This window comes from Pseudoalteromonas sp. NJ631, from assembly GCF_000276645.1.
GTDB lineage: Bacteria > Pseudomonadota > Gammaproteobacteria > Enterobacterales > Alteromonadaceae > Pseudoalteromonas > Pseudoalteromonas piscicida.
The window spans coordinates 26177-46535 of sequence record NZ_AKXJ01000019.1; the positions used below are offsets into that span (position 1 = coordinate 26177).

A 20359-nucleotide genomic window follows, 5' to 3' on the forward strand; every position below is an offset into this window, starting at 1 on the left:
ATGAAAAGGCCCAACTATTATAAAACTTCAGCGAAGTAGCAACCAAATGCACCAAGTGTTAGTACATTTGCGCTTGCCGTGCCACTTAGGTGCTTCAGCTCACACTGCCTTAATGCAACTTCAGGAAGTGTCGCGCTTTGCTGAGTAGCTGCTAAGTTGAATGCGCACAGCAATGTCTGGGTTTGTGTTTTACGGTAAAAAGCTAATACTGGCTCTGGGGTATCAATAAACTCAATGTCACCTGTTTTTAGTGCAGGTTGTGCATTTCGCCACTGTAGAAATGCTTGATAATAGCTGAGCGTTGAATTGCTATCTACAGCTTGTTCGTCTACTGCTCGTAGAGCATGTGCTTCAGAAACTGGTAACCAAGGCTTAGACTCTGAGAAGCCAGCATTAGTTTTTGCCTTCGTCCACGGAAGCGGCGTTCTACAGCCATCACGGCCTTTAAAGTTTGGCCAAAAGGTAATGCCATATGGGTCCTGCAGCTCTTCGAAGGCAACTGCGGCTTCGCCAAGTCCTAGTTCTTCGCCTTGATACATACAGACGCTACCGCGCAATGAACCGAGAAGGGCGGTGAGCATTTTGACCTGTGTATCGTTTACCTTGCCATCTACACTCCAGCGACTTGCTACCCGTTCTACATCGTGATTTGCAAATGCCCAACATGGCCAACCTTCGGTCATGACTGACTCCAGGCGAGAAACCGTTTCTCGGATGTACTTTGCACTATAGTCGTTAGTTAGGAGCTCAAAGCTATAACCCATGTGTAGCTTGTTACCATCGGCCGTATACTCTGCCATTGTTTGCAAAGAGTCTTCTGAGCTTATCTCACCTAAGCTAACTGTGCCTGGGTATCTATCTAATAGGGCACGGATCTCTTCCATGAACAGTAAGTTTTCAGGTTGCGTATTGTTGTAATAATGGTACTGAAAAGCATAAGGGTTGTCTTCGCTAAAGCCACGACCTTGACGGAGTTCAATAGGTTTAGCTGGATTATCCCTAAGCTGCTTGTCGTGAAAACAGAAGTTGATAGCATCTAGTCTAAATCCATCAACGCCTTTTTTAAGCCAAAATTCGACGTTGTCTAGTACGGCTTTACGTACTTCAGGGTGATGAAAGTTCAGATCCGGTTGCTCAGTTAGGAAGTTATGCAGGTAATATTGGCAACGTCTAGGCTCCCACTGCCAGGCAACACCACCAAAAATGGATAGCCAATTGTTTGGAGGACTGCCGTCTGGATTGGCATCGGCCCATACATACCAATCTGCTTTGTCGTTTGTTTTGTCTTCACGACTTTCGACAAACCACGGGTGTTGATTTGAGGTATGACTAAGTACCTGATCAATAATGATCTTAATATCACGATTATGTGCTTCGCTGATAAGCGTGTCAAAATCGTCGAGTGTACCAAACATAGGATCGATATCGCGATAGTCGCTAATGTCATAGCCAAAGTCTTTCATCGGTGACTTAAAAAATGGTGAAATCCATACAGCATCAACACCAAGCGATTTAATATAATCTAGTCGCTGAATAATACCCTGTAAGTCGCCAATACCATCTGCATTACTGTCCTGAAAGCTACGCGGATATATTTGATAGATAACCGCGCCTTTCCACCATTCATTATTTGCCATGCACTTTCTCCAGGCTATGTGCGTGTTTGTTCTTTGGCAGTGCTGAGTATCAAGTAAATACTATGCTAGGCACTTTCACCACTAATTTTGCAAAAGAATACGTCATGCACATGGGGCTGTAAAAAACCTGCATACGTATGCAGGTTTTTTTGGGTAATTTTATGATAAGTCATTTACATAAATTTATTTTATAAAATAAATTTACCAATAGTGGCCATTAAAAAGGAATAATCAGACAAATAAAGCTTTTCGAGAGCGAACTTTTGGTAAGACCAATTTAACTTGGGTATGACTAGTGATGACATGTTGAGGATATTTTGATGCTCAGTCGACAATAATAGCCCATGAAAGTTAAGATTTAGTGAAATTAAAGCAGGAAAATAAATGCGGTCGGTCTTATGACCTTAACTAATAAAAATATATATTTATCATAAGGTTGGGTTTTATTCCTGTAAAAAGCCTGTAAATTTCCTTGAAATGCACTAGCTTTGAATACGTATGCATAAAGTTGTTTACAAATTTAATCAGCCGCTAGTATTTGACTGACAACAACTGTGCTCGTTTGTTTTTTAATCAGTTTGCACGCCTGATGAACAAATCGCACAATATAATATGGTTAATTGGGATAAAACATTATGTCTAAGTTCAAACCGAGTATGCTAACGCTTGCGCTGATTGCTGCGGGTGTGAGCCATGCTGCTCCTGTTGAAGATAACACTGCTAATAATGAAGAAAATAACGTTGAGGTGATCGAAGTTCGAGGTATCTCGCGCAGTATCATCGCCTCAATCGATAAAAAAAGATTTAGCGACACCATTGCAGAAGTAGTTGATGCTGGAGACTTAGCTTCCTTACCTGACGTGTCAATCGCTGACTCGCTAAGCCGTCTACCAGGGATCACCGCGGTAAGAGCAAGTGGGCAATCTTCGCAACTTAATATTCGCGGGATGAACGGCGACTTTATTCAAACCACATTAAATGGACGTGAACAGGCGAGCACCAGTGGGTATACCGCAGGTAGTCGCTGGATTTCATTCGACCAATATCCGTCAGAATTAATTAATCAAGCCGCAGTGTATAAATCACCAAAGGCATCGCTGATTGAAGGCGGTGTTGCGGCTACGGTTGAGCTTAAAACAGCAAACCCTCTCGATGCTGAAAAAGAACATAATTTTAATTCTTCGGTAAGATATTCCTACAATGATGCAGCGTCAGATGTAGGCGCGGATTCAACAGGCGAACGTATTAGTTTTTCATACCGAGGTAAATTCCTAAATGAGACACTTGGATTTGCTATTGGTGGGGCGTATCTAAACCAACCAAATAACGCAATTGATATCTCAGCGCATGCTCCTACACGCTCTCAAGATTTTGATGGTGATGGTACTGAAGAGCGCTCAGTCAATGGCTTTCAATATCGCTCAGCCAAAGGCAGCGATGAAAGACTTGGCCTGTTAAGCACCTTGGTGTATCAGCCAACAGACGCATTCAAAGTCCAATTTGATTATTTCCATTCTAAGTTTGAATCGGAAGATAAAAAGAGCGGCTTAAATATTGAAGGGTTCTCAAAAGATATTAACTCGTTGTATACGGTTGACAATGCAGTTGTTAAAGATGGTTTTCTAGTCGCTGGGGATGTAACTATTACGGATCCCAATGGCCCATGGGTTGAGATGCGCTCTGAGGACCAATCAACGGACTCAACCACCGACAGCTTTGGCTTAAACTTGCAATATACGACAGATTCGTGGGAATTAAAGTTCGACTGGGCTCATAGTGAAGGGGAAAAAACGCGTAGAGATATGATTGCTTCAATGCATGCATACGAATACGGTACCTCTACACTGGAAGATGGAACATTAGTTAACACCTGGCAAGAATTAAGAAATCAAACGTTTTCTTTTGAACAAAGAGAGAAAGACTCACCACTGTTAACACTTGGTAACGGGTATACCGACCTATCTAATATGCGACTGGGTGACTGGGAACAATTCCCTCACAAGTACACAGATGAGTTAGATAGCGTTAAAGTTGATTTTAAATATTTTATTGAGAACAGCTTTATTTCTTCGATTGAAGTTGGTGCGCGTTGGTCTGATCGTGAATTTACTGATCAACGCTCGACATTTAGATGGGGCGCACGCGAAGGTCAAAACGGTTATCAATTACCGGATGGCACTATCGTCACGAACAAAGGCTGTGAATTTAATGATCAGAACCACCCGTGTATTCCTCACGATTTGACAGGATATGTTTCGGTTAGAGATACTCGAGGCTTCCAATACTTGGAATTAGACCTTGAAGGTATCGCTAACGAAGTATTTGGTCCGGGTAATTATGAGGCGCAACAAACTTGGGGCCACAATTGGACGCTCATTGAAAGTGGAGCTGTTCGAGAAGAAGTATTAGCCGGTTATATTATGGCAAATATAGATACTGAAATTGCCGACATACCAGTGACGGGTAATTTTGGCGTTCGTGTAGTAAGAACTGATACGAAATCAATAGGCATTCAACAGATCCAAGGCGATGAAGTTGGTGACTCAATCATCGATGACAATGGCGTTGAAAGAACCGATTATCGTCATGTTAATTATGGTCCTGAGTATACAGACACATTGCCTTCACTAAACCTCAATTTCAGAGTGAGTGACACAGACCAAATTAGGTTTGCAGCTGCAGAAGTTATTGGCCGTCCACCTGTCTACCAGCTTAGAGGTGGTGCAGGTTCTTGGGCTGACACCGCAAATGATGGTACTAGTCCTCGTTATAATGTGTGGTCAAAAGGTAACCCAAATTTAGACCCGTTTAGAGCGACTCAAATTGATTTATCTTATGAGCGTTACTTTGAAGATGGTGGTGCTTTTGTTGCCGCTATATTCTGGAAAGATATTGAATCTTTGATTGAAAGTATCACTTATCAAGAAGGTGAAGTTGACTGGGCTGATATTGGCCTAGAGGTTCCTGATGGGTTCGTTGCAGGTCAATACCAAACGACTCAGAACAATGATCAAGGTGGATACATTAGAGGTATCGAGCTTGCCTATACCACGATGTTTGATAATTTACCGGGCGTCTTTTCAGGCTTAGGTTTTAACGCTAACTATTCATATACCGAGAGCGAAACAACGGTAGATGGCGGTGGTAACTTCCCTGATCAGCAATTGCCACTCCCTGGTCTATCAAAAAATGTTTGGAGTGCGACGGTATTTTGGAACATAGACTCGTTCACAACACACCTGAATATCCGTTACCGTGATGAATATGTATATGAAGGGGCTTCACCAGGGGGCTCTTCTCTAGCTTGGGCTGATGAATATACTGTGGTTGATTGGCAGGCATCGTACAACTTTGAAAATGGTTTAGAAGCCGTCTTACAGGTTAATAACCTAACTGATGAGCCAAATACCACTAATTATGGTACTGCACTTGCCACTGGTGAGTACAAAGAGTTTGGTCGCCAGTATTATTTAGGGTTCAACTATAGCTTCTAATTAGTCGCAAGCATCCATGGCCACCAAAGTAACACCTGCTTTGGTGGCTTTTTTATAATCGCTCACAGTGTAATGAGTGGTTATCATCAATTATCTAAATTGATATGTTTGTTTCACTTTCAATACGTGGTTTTTAATAGAGTTAAGGTGCGAAGGCGATGAAAAATCAGAAAATAGTGATTTTAGGTGGTGGAACTGCTGGTTGGATGGCCGCAAATATGATGGCAAAAAGCTGGGCAGATAAAGCGATAGAAATCACTGTGGTTGAATCTTCTAGCATCGGAACTATTGGTGTTGGTGAAGGGTCTACTCCGCAGTTCAAAGGATTTATGGACTATTTAGGTATCTCGGAAGCCGAGTGGATGCCGGCTTGTAATGCGACCTATAAAAATGGTATTCGGTTTATAGATTGGTCGACAAAACCTGGGTTTTCTAGCTATTTTCACCCATTTCCTGCACAACCTGACGACTACAGTGCACCGGCTTTTTTTCATAACAGTTTTGTTCGGCGTAAGGCGATTGACGTAGAGGGCCACCCAGACCATTTTTTTTTAGCGACTCACTTGGCTGATTTAAATAAATCCCCAATTGCTGCAGAAAGCTTCCCGTTCGAAATTAATTATGGTTATCACTTTGACTCAGCTTTGCTTGGCCAGTTGTTGGCTCGCAAAGCGGCTGAGTTTAATGTAAAACACCTTGATGCAACAATTACCGACGTTCGAAAACACCTTGATGGTGATATTGCGGCACTGATAACGTCTGATGGTACAGAAATCGCGGGTGATATTTTTATTGACTGCTCGGGCTTCAAAAGTTTACTGCTACAACATACTTTAGGTGTGGGTTTTGAGTCATTCGAGTCCAATCTATTTAACGACGCTGCGGTCGTTATACCTACCAAGCAATTTGACACTATTCGCTCCGAAACACAGTCTGTTGCGCGTCAATTTGGGTGGTCTTGGCACATACCACTAACGAACCGTATCGGTAATGGTTATGTCTATAGTCAGCGTTACTGCGATGCGGATCAAGCCGAAACCGAGCTAAGGGCTGCTTTGGGTTTGTTGGACTCAGAAGTAGAAGCTCGACATATAAAAATGAAAGTAGGGCAAGTTAAAGCGCATTGGAGTAAAAACTGCATAGCGATTGGTTTATCTCAGGGCTTCATAGAGCCATTAGAAGCAACCGCTTTGCATATAGTCCAAGAAACCGTTCAAAGTTTCATTGACTGCTACCAAGATGCGGATTTTACCGATGGTAACAGAGATAAACACAACCGCGCTTTGAGCGAACGATATCAGGCTATTCGAGACTACATCGTCGCCCATTATCGTGTGAATAGTCGCACTGACACCAACTACTGGCTTGATAATGCCAACAATAACAACTTATCGCGGTCACTCTATCAAATTTTACAGACTTGGGTTTCTGGTAATAACTTATCGGATGAATTAGTTCGCCAAAACGTTGAGCGATATTACCCTTCAGTCAGCTGGCATTGTTTATTGGCAGGTTATGGTATCTACCCAGAACAAGCTCAGCTTAAGTCAGGCAATGCCCTAGCAAACCAACATAGCATCGAAAAAGTGAATGACTTCATTAGACGATGTGGATTGAATTTTAAAGATCATCGAATGGAGCTAGAAAGCTTTGTGGCAAATGTTCACAAGTAACTTGGTATTAATCGTTATTAAAATCTAATCAAGGGTCTTTCTGAATACATATGTAATGGGTTCAGTACGTTCGTTTACGCAAGTAGACTCTTTTAAAACAGCATTATGACAATACTATGAAAAATAAATCTCTACTATTGGCTGTGTCAGCGCTTTTGGGTGGTGCAGTAAGTTTAAGTGGCTGTGGCCCCAAGCCAGTTGATAAAAAAACCGAACAAATGACATTGCAATCGGAAGTTGCGCCAGTGAGCAAACCCGTTGTTTATCAAGTATTCACAAGGCTCTTTGGCAATACTAAAACAGAGAACAAACCTTGGGGAACGCTAGAGGAAAACGGCGTAGGCAAGTTTTCTGATTTTACTCCTACGGCATTACAACAAATTAAGGCGATGGGGGTGACCCATGTTTGGTATACCGGCGTGCTCCATCACGCAGTAGTGACGGATTATAGCAAGTATGGGATCAGCCAGGATGATCCTGATGTTGTAAAAGGCAGAGCGGGTTCGCCCTATGCAATAAAAAATTACTACAACGTTAACCCAGATCTTGCGAATGATCCTTCTGCACGACTGGCTGAGTTTGAAGCCTTAATCAAACGCACACATGACGCCGGCTTAAAAGTGATCATTGATATTGTGCCAAACCATGTCGCTCGTAACTATGAGTCACTCGGTGCGCCTAAAGGAACTGTTGATTTTGGCACCAATGACGACACGCAAGTTGCATATGCTCGGGACAATAATTTTTATTATGTGGTTGGTGAGGAGTTTACAGTACCAACGAGTGAAAGCTATCAGGTGTTAGGGGGGGGAACCCATCCATTAGCGGATGGCAAGTTTGCAGAAAATCCAGCAAAGTGGACCGGTAATGGGGCTCGTGCGGCAAAGCCTGATATTAATGATTGGTATGAAACCGTCAAAGTGAATTACGGTGTGAAGCCTGATGGTAGCTACGATTTTGACCGCTTGCCTGACGATTATGCGCAGCAAGATTACCGTGCGCACTTTGAATTTTGGCAACACAAGCAATTGCCAGATAGTTGGTACAAATTCCAAGCCATTACCCATTTTTGGTTAGAAAAGGGCGTAGACGGTTTCCGTTACGATATGGCGGAAATGGTGCCAGTAGAGTTTTGGAGCTTCCTAAACTCGTCGATTAAAACAAAAAATCCTGAAGCTTTCTTACTTGCAGAAGTCTATAACCCCACTTTATATCGCCCGTATATCAAGCAAGGGAAGATGGATTACCTCTACGACAAAGTGGGTTTCTACGACACCTTGAAGGCGTTAATGCAAGGCAAAGGTAGTGCCCAAGCCGTGTTGGATAGTCATCAATCGGTAGCCGATATTGCCGCCCATATGTTGCACTTTTTAGAAAATCATGATGAGCAGCGTATCGCAAGCCCTGAATTTGTAGGCGATCCGCTAAAAGGTAAACCCGCTATGGTGATCAGTCACCTGATAAGCACAGCACCATCAATGATCTATTTTGGACAAACATTAGGGGAAGACGGCTCTGAGCAGGCGGGGTTCGGCAGTCCAAGCAGAACCAGTATCTTTGACTATATTGGTGTACCCGAACATCAAAAATGGATGAATAACGGGAAGTTTGATGGCGCGCTTCTTTCGGATGAGCAAAAGGCGCTTCGTAATTACTACGTCAAATTACTCAATCTTGCAAAACAGCCAGCGATTGCGGCTGGTGAATACCAGCAAGTCACCCTGAGTGCTGAGATGCCAAGCAATGCTGAAACAGTTATGGCATTTGGCCGTAAATTAGGTCAACAAAAGGTGTTGGTCGTGAGCAACTTTAATGCGGAACAAGAACAAATAGTCACCGTAAATCTGCCTAAAGACTGGCATGGTGCTTACAACGATATTTTAGAGTCACACCCGACTTTACAATTACAACCAACAACTGATGGCGAGCATGTCAACGCAACGATTACACTAGCGCCGCTTGCCAGCGCGGTTTATCAATTAGAGAAGTAACCTATGCAACAAGAACAACAAAAACCACAGCTCAGTTTTTGGCAGATATGGAATATGTGCTTTGGGTTTCTTGGGATCCAATTTGGTTTTGCACTGCAAAACGGCAACGTGAGCCGTATTTTTCAAACCCTCGGTGCTAAGGTCGATGACATCCCTATATTGTGGGTTGCGGCGCCCTTAACGGGTTTAATCGTGCAGCCAATTATCGGCTACTGGAGTGATAGAACATGGGGAAAACTTGGGCGTAGAAGACCATTTTTCTTGTGGGGGGCTATTCTCACCACGCTATCGCTTTTCATTATGCCCAATTCTCCAACGCTTTGGATTGCGGCGGGTATGCTGTGGATCATGGATGCGTCGATCAACGTCACGATGGAGCCGTTTAGAGCATTAGTAGGTGATAATCTGAATGAAAAGCAACGTGCTACAGGTTATGCTATGCAAAGCTTTTTCATTGGTGTTGGTGCCGTGGTCGCGTCTGCGCTGCCTTGGATGATGACCAATTGGTTTGAGGTGAGTAACACAGCTCCTGCAGGACAAATCCCTGACTCGGTAAAATACGCATTTTACTGGGGGGGAGCTATCTTGTTCATCTCCGTATTGTGGACGATTCTAAAAACGAAAGAATATAGCCCTGAACAACTCGCAGCCTTTGAACAAGCGCAAACGAATACGCAAAGCGCAACACTGTCAGACTTACCTGTGAACTTTTTAAAAGGCAGTGCGGTGAGTGGTTTCATTGGCGTTATTGTGTTGCTTGCCGTTGCACTTCTTGGCCTTGAAAAAGAGCTTTATTTGCTCAGTGGGCTGCTTATCGCTTTTGCAATTGTATTTGTCATTGCGCATGTGATGCAGCAAAAACAGCGTGTAAGTAATGGTTTTTATCATGTTATTTTTGACTTGTTTACGATGCCAAAGACCATGCAGCAGCTTGCTGTGGTGCAGTTTTTTAGCTGGTTTTCGCTATTTTCCATGTGGATCTATACCACCTCAGCGGTGACGAGCTATCACTATGGCACGTCAGATGTAACGAGCAAGCTTTATAACGACGGTGCTGATTGGGTCGGGGTGTTATTTGCAGCCTACAATGGCTTTGCTGCTATTGCTGCGATGGTGATCCCATTTATGGTTAAGCGCATTGGTCTCAAAGGGGCACATGCAGCTAACTTGTTTTTTGGCGCCGTGTCTTTAATTAGCTTCAAATTTATCGCTGATCCCACATTACTTTGGTTGCCAATGGTGGGCATTGGCTTTGCTTGGGCATCTATTTTGTCATTACCTTACGCGATGTTAAGTAACGCTTTGCCAAGCAACAAAATGGGTGTATTTATGGGGATCTTTAACTTTTTTATCGTGATCCCACAATTACTCGCTGCCAGTATTCTAGGTCTAATTCTGCGTCATGGTTTTGATAACCAACCGATATTCGCACTCGTCATCGGAGGCGTGTCATTTTTACTCGCTGCATTAGCTGTTTCAAGAGTCACGATAAAGGCTCAATAAGGAGAACGAGATGATTAAACTATCAACAATCGCACTTGCCTTGGTAAGTGCTGGCCTCATGGGTTGCGGATCACAGCAATCTGGCAATGAAACCCTGACGGCACCAGGTGCACCTGGCGTTAAACCTTATTGGTCATACTCTGGAAAAACGGGGATTGGTACGTCGTACGAAGCGTACGAAGACGGCAAGTACAGCGATTCTACGGCTACTAAAGCAGTTTCAAAGGTATGGTTTTCTGTTGCAAAAGGGATGATCACAGAGACCATGTTTGGACTTATTCACCAAGCGCAGATCAAAGACATGCAATTTATCATCGTGGGTGACGGCTTTGCAGTGAAAGAATCTGATACTGACGCTCTAGATGTCACGATTGACTACCTTTATAAAGATGCCAGTGGGCGCCCGTTATCGCTGGCTTACAAAATTTTAAGCAAGGATAAGCAAGGCCGTTTTACTCTTGAAAAGCATATTTTTACCGACCCTGATGGACAAACCTTGTTTGTTCGAGCAAAAGTAGATACTGAATTCAAAAATGTACAGGCTTTTGTGAACGTTAATCCATACGTGAATAACAATGGCTTAAACGATTTTGCAAAAGTGACAGAGCAAGGTTTGTTAGCATGGGAAGGTAATAATTATCTCTCATTGCAGAGCAAAACCGGCTTTGTTGAAGCATCTGTCGGTTTTACTGGCATCAGCGATAATTTAGCGGCACTTGAGACTACAGGACATATAGCCCGGGCTTATGCGTCTACAGGCAAAGAGAGTGGCAACGTTAACTGGTTGGCAAACCTAGGACAAGTAAAGGGCAGCAGCACCTTTGACCTTACCTTGAGTTTTGGTCACTCTCAGCAGCAAAGCTTTGCTGAAGGGGCGGCTACATTAGCCAAAGGTTACGATAAGGTACTGGCTGACTATAATGGTCAAGGTGAAGCGACAGGCTGGCAAGATTATCTCGAAAGTTTAGCGCCACTAAAGTCCATGACGGCAAATACCGCAGACAACGGCAAGTTACTTTACACCAGTGCGCTTGTGCTTAAGGCGCAAGAAGATAAAACCCATGCCGGTGCGCTGATAGCATCGTTGTCAAATCCTTGGGGTGACACAGTGCCAGCAGAGCAAGGCCATACCGGTTATAAAGCAGTATGGGTGCGTGATTTTTATCAAGTAGCGATGGCATTTTTGGCGATGGGAGATACACAAACAGCACTTACTGCTTTTGAGTATCTAGAAAAAGTGCAAGTTACGGATAAAACACCGGGTAACCATGGCGATACTGGCTGGTTCTTACAAAAAACGCACGTAGATGGCGAGCTTGAGTGGGTTGGTGTCCAACTTGACCAAACGGCAATGCCGATTATGCTGGCATGGAAACTATGGCAAGCGGGTGTGCTAAGCGATGATAGATTGGTTTATTGGTACAACAAGATGTTAAAGCCTGCGGCTAACTTCTTAGTTGAAGGGGGACTGGCTAAAATATTGTGGAATGACACGCAAATCACACCGCCTGCGACGCAACAAGAGCGTTGGGAAGAGCAAAATGGCTATTCACCATCGACTACCGCGGCAATCATTGCAGGCCTTGTGACGGCGAGCGACATTGCTAAATTGGCCGGTGATAAAGCGGGACAAGAGAAATTCCTCGCGACGGCGCAGCAGTACAATCGTGATGTTGAGTCATTCATGTTCACAACCAAAGGGAATCTGCAAAGCAAACATAGTGATGGTCAATATTTCTTCCGTATTGGACAAGACGAAAACCCTAATTCCAGTACGACCTTAAATGCCAATAATGGCCGCAGCGGAATGGATAAGAAGCAGATCATCGACGGTGGCTTTTTAGAACTTGTGCGTTATGGAGTTAGAGGGGCTGATGCCCCGAGCATCGTGGCAACCATACCTGAATACGATGATGAGTCGATAGCTGAAAACTTAAGAGTAAAATATAGCTTTAAATTTGATGGCGATGTTAATAGTTATCCGGGGTACCGCCGTTACGGTAACGACGGCTATGGTGAAGACGAGAAACGCGGTATCAATTATGCTGAAAATGGTCAGAATACCGATGACCAACGCGGTCGAGTGTGGCCTTTCTTTACCGGAGAGCGTGGTCACTATGATATTGCGCTGGCGCTGCTTGATGGTGAGTTAAGTGCGGATGAACAGAGCAAAATACAAAATACTTATGTGAAGGGGATGGAGCACTTTGCTAATGAAGGCATGATGTTACCTGAGCAAGTATGGGATGGTGTGGGTAAAAATACCTTTGGCTATCAACTTGGCGAAGGAACCAACTCAGCGACGCCTTTGGCTTGGACACATGCTGAATACGTAAAGTTAGTACGCTCTCTTAATGAAAAACAAGTGTGGGATCACTACCCAATCGTAGAAAGTAAACTGAAATAACAAGCAGTAAGTAAACACATAAAAAATGCCGAAGATGAGTTCGGCATTTTTTATTCGATTATGCTGAAGATCTAGCTATCGCGAAGATTGTCTAATAATAAGTTTGGGCGGCAAGAGAGTAGAGGCTACCTCTTCACCTCGGATAAGTGTAAGTAGGTTATCGACCAGCATTTGTCCTGCCAATGTGGTGTTTTGCTGCACCGTAGTTAAAGAGGGAGAAACATAACCCGCAGCGGCAATGTTATCAAAGCCAACGACATGGACATCAAGAGGGACGCGAACGCCTGCTTCTTGAAGCGCCTTAATCGCGCCAATAGCAATAAGATCGCTAGCAGCGAAAAGCGCGTTAAATTTAACATTGTTGGCGATTAAGGAGCGAGTTGCATGATACCCTGAGTCTTCTGTGGAAATCGCATTTGCCATCTTACGGTCGCTCACCTCAATACCTTTTGCTTTAAGGGTGTCTCTAAAGCCTTTAAAGCGCGCAAAAAATTCTGGGCTGTGATCCGAGGCATCGCCAATAAACGCACAATCTGTTCTGACCATGTCGATTAAATGCTTAGCAGCCAATACACCTCCACCGTAATTATCGCAGCTCACCGTTAAGTCTGGACGGTTATCAACCGTTGCCCCCCAACAAACAAACTTTGTGTGGTTGTCGAGTAGAGTTTGTAACTTTGACTGGTAATCGATGTAATCACCATAGCCTAGTAAAATTAACCCGTCAGCACGATGGCTATCCTCGTAATCGGCATGCCAATCACTGCTCGTCGATTGGAACGATACTAAAAGGTCATAGCCTTCTTTCGCGCACGCTCGGGTAATACTGCCAAGCATACTTAAAAAGAAAGGGTTAATTTGTGACTCGTCTTCTGTGGGATCTTCAAATAACAGCAAAGCCAATGTACTGCTTTGCTGAGTGCGCAGATTACTCGCGTTTTTATCGACCTTATAGTTAAGCTTTTTAGCAATCTCATGAACGCGACGACGTGTTTCTTCGTTAACCAAAGGGCTATTTCTTAGGGCGCGCGACACCGTAGATTGCGAAACGCCAGCATAATGGGCGATATCAAATGAAGTTGCTTTACCTTTCATGTTCTTCTCAACGCTTAAGACAGTGACATTGTCAGCCATTCAATTTTTTTTTCAACCAATTTCACCGAATTTGCAAATTTTTATTGATACAGTCTGACACCGGTGTCATAATGTCGATGTTTTATCATTTTGTTGTCAAAACGTATTTGGCTGCCCTATGCCAAGGGCAGCATTTTTTACCAAATTAACAGAATAACAGGTAAGAGCAAAAGCCAAGGCGTGCAAATTTTGGCGAGTTGAGACAGTAAATTGCAGGACGTGTGCTGGCAGCCCTGATGTTAGCCCAAGCATAATCGCAGTGATAAAGAGATAATAATATGAGCCAGACAACAAGCCATTCATCCGTGCCGTTTGAGCCGATTGTCGTTGCCGACATCGGGGGAACAAACGCCAGATTTGCAATCGTGTCAGATTTTGATACGCGAACTAACCATTTTGTAATTACGCATCAAGCCACTTTTCCTAGTGCTGAATTCCAGTCTTTTGAATCCGCTATCCAAAAATATTTAACTGAGCTACCTGTTGCGCAGCCAAGCCGAGCCTGTCTCGCGGTTGCCGGTCCTATCAAATCTCAGCAAGTTCATTTAACTAATTTAGGTTGGCATTTTAATTCCGAAGACATCAAAGCCCAGTTCGATTTTACCGAACTTGCCGTGATCAACGACTTTGCTGCCTTTGCCTATGCGGCGCCCTACTTAGCACTAGAGAAAAACCTAGTAATTAAGCAAGGTCAGCCTGAGCTAGGTGCAAATATCGGCGTAATGGGTCCTGGCACTGGATTTGGTGCAGCTTGTCTTGCTAGAGATATTAACGGCAGCGCGGTGATGAGCTGTGAAGCGGGACATATCTCACTTGCACCGGTTACCGCCTTAGACAAAGAGCTGTTAACGGTACTGCGCGCGAGTATTCAACATGTCTCAGTCGAGACGGTGTTTTCGGGCCCAGGTATTGCGAGACTCTACAAAGCCATGGCAGAAGTGCGTGGTGAGCAAGCAAAAGATCTTAATGCGGCGCAGATCAGTGCGCTTGCGAAAGAATGTAAAGTGTGCGATGCAACATTGAGTCACTTCTGTGACTGGATGGGTAGTGTGGCTGGCGATTTAGCACTGACTTTTGGTGCCTTAGGTGGTGTTTATATAGGTGGTGGGATCTTGCCGCGGATGAAAGAGCGATTACAAGCAAGTAGCTTTGTTGAACGTTTTACCGAAAAAGGCATGATGTCACAGTACACGAGCCAAATTCCAGTTACTTTGGTGGTACAAGATAATATCCCACTGATTGGCGCAGCAGCATGTATTCATGAGCGACGCCGGGCTTAAGGGAAAATCGATGAAAAAAGTAACTATTAATAGCGTTGCCGAATATGCCGGAGTGTCTAAAAAGACAGTATCTCGGGTATTAAATAACGAGCCAAATGTTAGTCCAGCAACGCGGGAAAAAGTCCTGAAGGTCTTTGAAGAGCTGAATTATAAGCCTAACCCTATTGCACGCGGCTTGGCACAAAATCGTAGCTTTATCATCGGCTGTTTATACGACAACCCATCAAAAAGCTATATCACGCGAGTGCAAAGCGGTGCGCTGGAAGCGTGTCAGAAACATAGTTACAATTTATTGATACATCCTTGTGAGCTGCGCGGCCAAGACCTTATCGACAATGTTGATCAGCTGCTTACCACATCGAGACTTGACGGTATTGTACTTACTCCGCCGTTTTCAGACTCCAACGAGCTTATTGCTTTTTTAAAGCAGCGTAATATTCCCTATGCACGCGTTGCTTCAGCCATTGAAGGCGATGATTCGATTTCAATTCGCAGTAACGACGAGCAGGGTGCTTTTGAGTTAACTGAACACCTGATCAATTTAGGTCATACCGAAATCGCCTTTATTAAAGGTCACCCTGATCACAGTGCCACAGAAAATCGGTTTTCTGGTTACCAAAAAGCATTAGCAAAGCATGGTATTGAATATCGAGAGCGGTTAGTTGCAGAAGGTAACTTTAGTTATCACTCAGGTGCTGACAGTGCAAAAGCCATATTGGACTTAGAACCAAGACCAACGGCTGTATTTGCATCAAACGACTACATGGCTGCGGCCGTGTTAAAGCTTGCTACGCAGCGAGAGATCAAAGTGCCCGAGCAGCTATCTATTGCTGGGTTTGATAACGCACCTATCGCAAGGCATATTTGGCCGGGTCTGACGACGATAGCACAGCCTGTTGAAGAAATGACTCGGATAGCGGTAGAAGAGCTGATTAAGCATATATCTCAGCCGCAAGAAGCACCGTTTCAGCAAGTTTTAGAAGCTAAACTCATCACTCGAGAGTCGACGAAAGCACGCTCGAATTCATAACTTTTTCAATTTTTATACTTGCCCCAAAGCTCAACGCTTAGCCGTTGGGCTTTTTATTTTCTCTGCTACTAGGAAAAGCGTTGAGGACTAGATAAACGCGCAGATTTATGTCGTGATTATCAGGCTTGCTTGTCCATCGATTAAAGGTCATGTTGCCAAGTTTAGGTTCATTGATAACTTCACTATCAAATAATGACTGCGCTCAATCATTAATATTAATCTTTTTGTCATAATAATTACTAATAAAATCAGTTAGGTAATGATTTTAATACCGCAGATACCGGTAAAGTTTTAAGTGGTTATAATTTGGTCATTTTAAAAAGTTAGACTAAATTTATAAGAAGGGTTGACACCGGTGTCAGCTTTATGCGTAAATATAGTGACACCGGTGTCAGGTTGGGGTGAGAGACAACCTGATAGCGTACCTTTGAACGGGTAAATCAAAGCAGCTCTGTACAAGGATTACCACGAATGCTGGTAATCGTGCAGAGCCTTTTTCCTCTAACACTAGAGAGTCAGTAATATGTTGCATCCACGAATTCAGGAAGTCACCGAACGCGTCATTGAGCGAAGCAAAGCAACACGTCAAGCCTATTTAGCTCGAATCCAACAAGCAAAAAAACAAACGCGCGTACGAGCGGGACTGGGCTGTGGAAACCTAGCACACGTAATGGCTGCTTGCTCAAGCAGTGATAAAGCTCGCCTAAAAGAAGATGAGCAACCAAACCTAGCAATTATCAATTCGTACAATGACATGTTGTCTGCGCACGAACCGTATAAAGAATATCCAGATTTAATTAAAGCAGTGGCAAACAAGTTTGACGCGACTGCGCAAGTAGCGGGTGGTGTACCCGCTATGTGTGACGGGGTTACCCAAGGCCGCGATGGCATGGAACTGTCGTTGTTCTCTCGTGACGTAATTGCCATGTCAACAGCGGTGGCATTATCACACGATGTCTTCGATGGGGTTTTCTGTCTTGGTGTATGTGACAAAATCGTCCCAGGATTATTAATCGGTGCCTTATCTTTTGGCCATTTGCCCATTTTCTTTTTACCAGCAGGTCCAATGCAATCAGGGATCCCGAACAAAGAAAAGGCACGCATTCGTCAAAAGTTTGCACAGGGCTTAGTCAGCCGAGAAGAGTTACTGGAAGCTGAGAGTGCTTCATATCACAGTGCAGGTACTTGTACTTTCTACGGTACGGCGAACTCGAACCAGATGTTAATGGAGATCATGGGTCTTCATTTACCTGGTAGCTCATTTATCAATCCATACACAGAATTAAGAGATGGCTTAACGGCGAGTGCGGTTGAGACCATGCTAACTCAGCTACTTGACGGTAAAAGCGGCAATGCACTTGCGGATATCGTGAGTGAAAAAACCGTGATCAATGGCTTGGTCGGTCTGTTGTCTACTGGTGGTTCTACCAATCATGCCATTCACTTAGTCGCAATGGCAAAAGCAGCTGGCGTGCAAATCACTTGGAAAGACATGGCGGATTTGTCTGAAGTAGTGCCGTTGTTAACACGTATTTATCCAAATGGTCATGCCGATGTAAACCACTTCCAAGCAGCTGGTGGCATGGGCTTCTTAATGCGTGAATTAAGAGATGGCGGCTTCTTACACAATGACGTAAAAACGATTGTGGGTGAGGGGCTTGATGCTTACACGATGGAGCCACTACTGGATATCAACAGCAATGTGATTATCAGTGATAATCAAGGTCCTGCCAAAGTGAAGTGGGTACCAGTACCTGAGAATTCACTGGATGAAGAAGTGCTTCGCCCAGTAGCAAATCCATTTAACAAGCAAGGCGGCTTGCAACTACTTAATGGTAATTTGGGTAAAGCGGTGATTAAAGTGTCTGCGGTACAGGAGCAGCACCAAACGGTGACTGCACCGGCGAAAGTATTCAGCTCTCAAAGCGAATTACAAGAAGCCTTTACTGCTGGCAAGCTTAACCAAGACTTTATTGCCGTGATTAAAGAGCAAGGCCCTAAAGCGAAAGGTATGCCTGAGTTACATAAACTGACACCTGTCATGGCTACATTACAAGACCAAGGTTTTAAAGTGGCGATTGTGACTGATGGTCGTATGTCTGGTGCGTCGGGTAAAGTACCTGCGGCGATCCACCTTGCACCGGAAGCGGTTGAAGGTGGTGCAATTGCAAAAGTGCACGAAGGTGATTTGATCACCTTAAATGCACCAAAAGGCGAATTAGTGCTACATGTTTCTGATGAAGAAATGGCACAGCGCGAATTACAGCTTTCACCGCAATCTCAAACATTTGGTACGGGTCGAGAGCTATTCTCAGGATTTAGACACGTAGTGAGCAGTGCAGATCAAGGCGCATGCTCATTTGGCATCGAAGAATAATAACAGTGGGAATGAGGGTGAGCATGAGTATTAAAGAGATATTGTCAGCAGCACCAGTGGTTCCGGTTATCGTTATTGATAACCTAGAAGACGCGGTGCCGCTTGCTACGGCATTGTTTAATGGTGGCTTGAAAGCACTTGAAGTGACACTTCGGACACCGGTGGCAGCGCAAGCGGTAAAAGACATTAAAGCGGCTTTACCTGACGCCTATGTTGGTACTGGTACGGTAGTGGATAAGGCAACCTTTAATGCCTCTGTAGAAGCCGGCGCTGACTTCATGGTAAGTCCAGGTGTCAATGACGAATTATTGGCACTGGTAAAATCGTCAAGTATTCCATTTCTCCCAGGTGCTGCAACGCCAAGCGAAGTGATGAAGCTTGCAAGTCATGGTTTTGAATTCTTAAAGTTTTTCCCTGCAGAAGCCGCAGGTGGTGCACCAATGCTTAAGTCCATTGGCGGACCAATTCCACAAGTAAAATTCTGTCCAACGGGTGGTATTTCGTTGGCAACTGCACCTAAGTATCTTGCACTCGACAATGTGGTATGTGTGGGCGGTACTTGGATGCTTGATAAAGCACTTATCGCAAACAAAGACTGGCAAGCCATTGAAGCGCTTGCGAAACAAGCAAGTGAAGTAAAATAGATTAGGGGACAGTTATCATGATTAATATCGCAATTAATGGCTATGGACGTATCGGTCGTAACGTACTTCGTGCACTGTACGAGTCAGGTCAGAATAAAGACATCAAAGTCGTTGCCATCAACGATCTCGCACCTGCAAACGTAAACGCACATTTGACTCAATTTGACTCTGTACATGGTCGTTTTCAAGAGCAGGTTGTTCTTAACGACAACACACTCGTTATCGGTGGTGACGAAATCACGCTAACGCAAGAGCGTGATCCTGCAAATCTTCCTTGGAAAGCGCTAAACGTTGATATCGTGCTTGAATGTACTGGGTTGTTCACTTCTCGTGAAGCTGCGGCTAAACACATTGAAGCCGGTGCGAAAAAAGTGATTGTATCTGCGCCGGGCACAGATATGGATGCAACGGTTGTTCATGGCGTTAACAGCGAAGTACTAAATGCTGAATCAACCATTATCTCTAACGCATCTTGTACCACAAACTGTCTTGCGCCTATTGCAAAAGTATTGAATGATACGATTGGTATTGAGCAAGGTAGCATGACAACCATTCATGCCTACACCAACGATCAGAATCTATCAGACGTTTACCACCCGGATCTATATCGTGCGCGTAGTGCTACTCAGTCAATGATCCCGACGAAAACGGGTGCGGCAAAGGCGGTTGGCTTAGTGCTTCCTGAACTTGCTGGCAAACTAGACGGTATGGCGGTTCGTGTGCCAACCATCAACGTATCACTGGTTGATTTAACGTTTGTTGCCAAGCGTGACACTTCAAAAGAAGAAGTGAATGCAGCAATCAAAGCGGCTGCTGAGGGCGCGATGAGTGAAATCCTTGAGTACAATGAATTACCTTTGGTTTCTATTGATTTCAACCACAATCCAGCTTCTTCAGTGTTTGACTCAACACAAACCAAAGTAGATGGAAAGCTGGTAAAAGTGATGGCTTGGTATGATAACGAATGGGGCTTCTCTTGCCGCATGCTAGACCAAGTTAAAGCACTAGGTGCATTTTTATAATCAGGATTAATTTCTAACCAAAAGCTCTGCAGATCGCGGAGCTTTTTTGTTTTTGACGGAAAAATTGCCATTCTTCCTTATCAATTAGTATAAGTTCCTTGAGGATCGGCAGCGTATATGGAAAAATTCACCACACAAATACCAATAACTCCAAACGAGGATTCAAT

General features: G+C 44.1%; 12 protein-coding genes. 10 read left to right on the forward strand and 2 right to left on the reverse strand.

The window, feature by feature from the left end; translation table 11 throughout:
• Nucleotides 1-17: 17 nt before the first annotated feature.
• Nucleotides 18-1637 carry an alpha-glucosidase family protein gene (locus A587_RS0121515; RefSeq protein WP_017219239.1) on the reverse strand — a complete coding sequence of 540 codons (1620 nt, stop codon included), beginning with the start codon at nucleotides 1635-1637 and terminating at the stop codon, nucleotides 18-20.
• 635 nt (nucleotides 1638-2272) lie between these two features.
• On the opposite strand from A587_RS0121515, the gene A587_RS0121520 reads away from it, so the two are divergent.
• The 5 genes from A587_RS0121520 (at nucleotide 2273) to A587_RS0121540 (ending at nucleotide 12705) form a co-directional block, all read left to right on the forward strand.
• The gene (locus A587_RS0121520) at nucleotides 2273-5131 is read left to right on the forward strand and encodes a TonB-dependent receptor (protein WP_010378003.1); all 2859 of its coding nucleotides are present in this window, start codon (nucleotides 2273-2275) and stop codon (nucleotides 5129-5131) included.
• A 158-nt stretch (nucleotides 5132-5289) separates the two neighbouring features.
• A complete protein-coding gene (locus A587_RS0121525; protein ID WP_017219240.1) occupies nucleotides 5290-6804 on the forward strand; it encodes a tryptophan halogenase family protein in 1515 nt (504 codons plus the stop codon).
• Nucleotides 6805-6920: 116 nt separating this feature from the next.
• Nucleotides 6921-8795 (forward strand): alpha-amylase family glycosyl hydrolase, encoded by a 1875-nt coding sequence (locus A587_RS0121530; RefSeq protein WP_017219241.1) that lies wholly within the window; start codon nucleotides 6921-6923, stop codon nucleotides 8793-8795.
• Between the two features lie 3 nt (nucleotides 8796-8798).
• On the forward strand, nucleotides 8799-10298 hold the full coding sequence (locus A587_RS0121535; RefSeq protein ID WP_017219242.1) for an MFS transporter: 1500 nt from the start codon (nucleotides 8799-8801) through the stop codon (nucleotides 10296-10298).
• Nucleotides 10299-10308: 10 nt separating this feature from the next.
• On the forward strand, nucleotides 10309-12705 hold the full coding sequence (locus tag A587_RS0121540) for a glycoside hydrolase family 15 protein (RefSeq protein ID WP_017219243.1): 2397 nt from the start codon (nucleotides 10309-10311) through the stop codon (nucleotides 12703-12705).
• 75 nt (nucleotides 12706-12780) lie between these two features.
• Here the strand turns inward: A587_RS0121540 and A587_RS0121545 are convergent, their stop codons facing one another.
• Nucleotides 12781-13800, reverse strand: coding sequence for a LacI family DNA-binding transcriptional regulator (locus tag A587_RS0121545; RefSeq protein ID WP_017219244.1), 1020 nt, complete (start codon nucleotides 13798-13800; stop codon nucleotides 12781-12783).
• 317 nt (nucleotides 13801-14117) lie between these two features.
• On the opposite strand from A587_RS0121545, the gene glk reads away from it, so the two are divergent.
• The 5 genes from glk to gap all read left to right on the forward strand — a co-directional run bounded on the left by glk (nucleotide 14118) and on the right by gap (nucleotide 20192).
• Nucleotides 14118-15119 (forward strand): glucokinase, encoded by a 1002-nt coding sequence (gene glk, locus A587_RS0121550; RefSeq protein WP_010378016.1) that lies wholly within the window; start codon nucleotides 14118-14120, stop codon nucleotides 15117-15119.
• A 10-nt stretch (nucleotides 15120-15129) separates the two neighbouring features.
• The gene (locus A587_RS0121555; RefSeq protein ID WP_010378018.1) at nucleotides 15130-16149 is read left to right on the forward strand and encodes a LacI family DNA-binding transcriptional regulator; all 1020 of its coding nucleotides are present in this window, start codon (nucleotides 15130-15132) and stop codon (nucleotides 16147-16149) included.
• A 523-nt stretch (nucleotides 16150-16672) separates the two neighbouring features.
• Nucleotides 16673-18526, forward strand: coding sequence for a phosphogluconate dehydratase (gene edd, locus A587_RS0121560; protein WP_017219245.1), 1854 nt, complete (start codon nucleotides 16673-16675; stop codon nucleotides 18524-18526).
• Nucleotides 18527-18549: 23 nt separating this feature from the next.
• The gene (locus tag A587_RS0121565; protein WP_017219246.1) at nucleotides 18550-19170 is read left to right on the forward strand and encodes a bifunctional 4-hydroxy-2-oxoglutarate aldolase/2-dehydro-3-deoxy-phosphogluconate aldolase; all 621 of its coding nucleotides are present in this window, start codon (nucleotides 18550-18552) and stop codon (nucleotides 19168-19170) included.
• A 17-nt stretch (nucleotides 19171-19187) separates the two neighbouring features.
• On the forward strand, nucleotides 19188-20192 hold the full coding sequence (gene gap / locus A587_RS0121570; RefSeq protein ID WP_017219247.1) for a type I glyceraldehyde-3-phosphate dehydrogenase: 1005 nt from the start codon (nucleotides 19188-19190) through the stop codon (nucleotides 20190-20192).
• Nucleotides 20193-20359 lie beyond the last annotated feature (167 nt).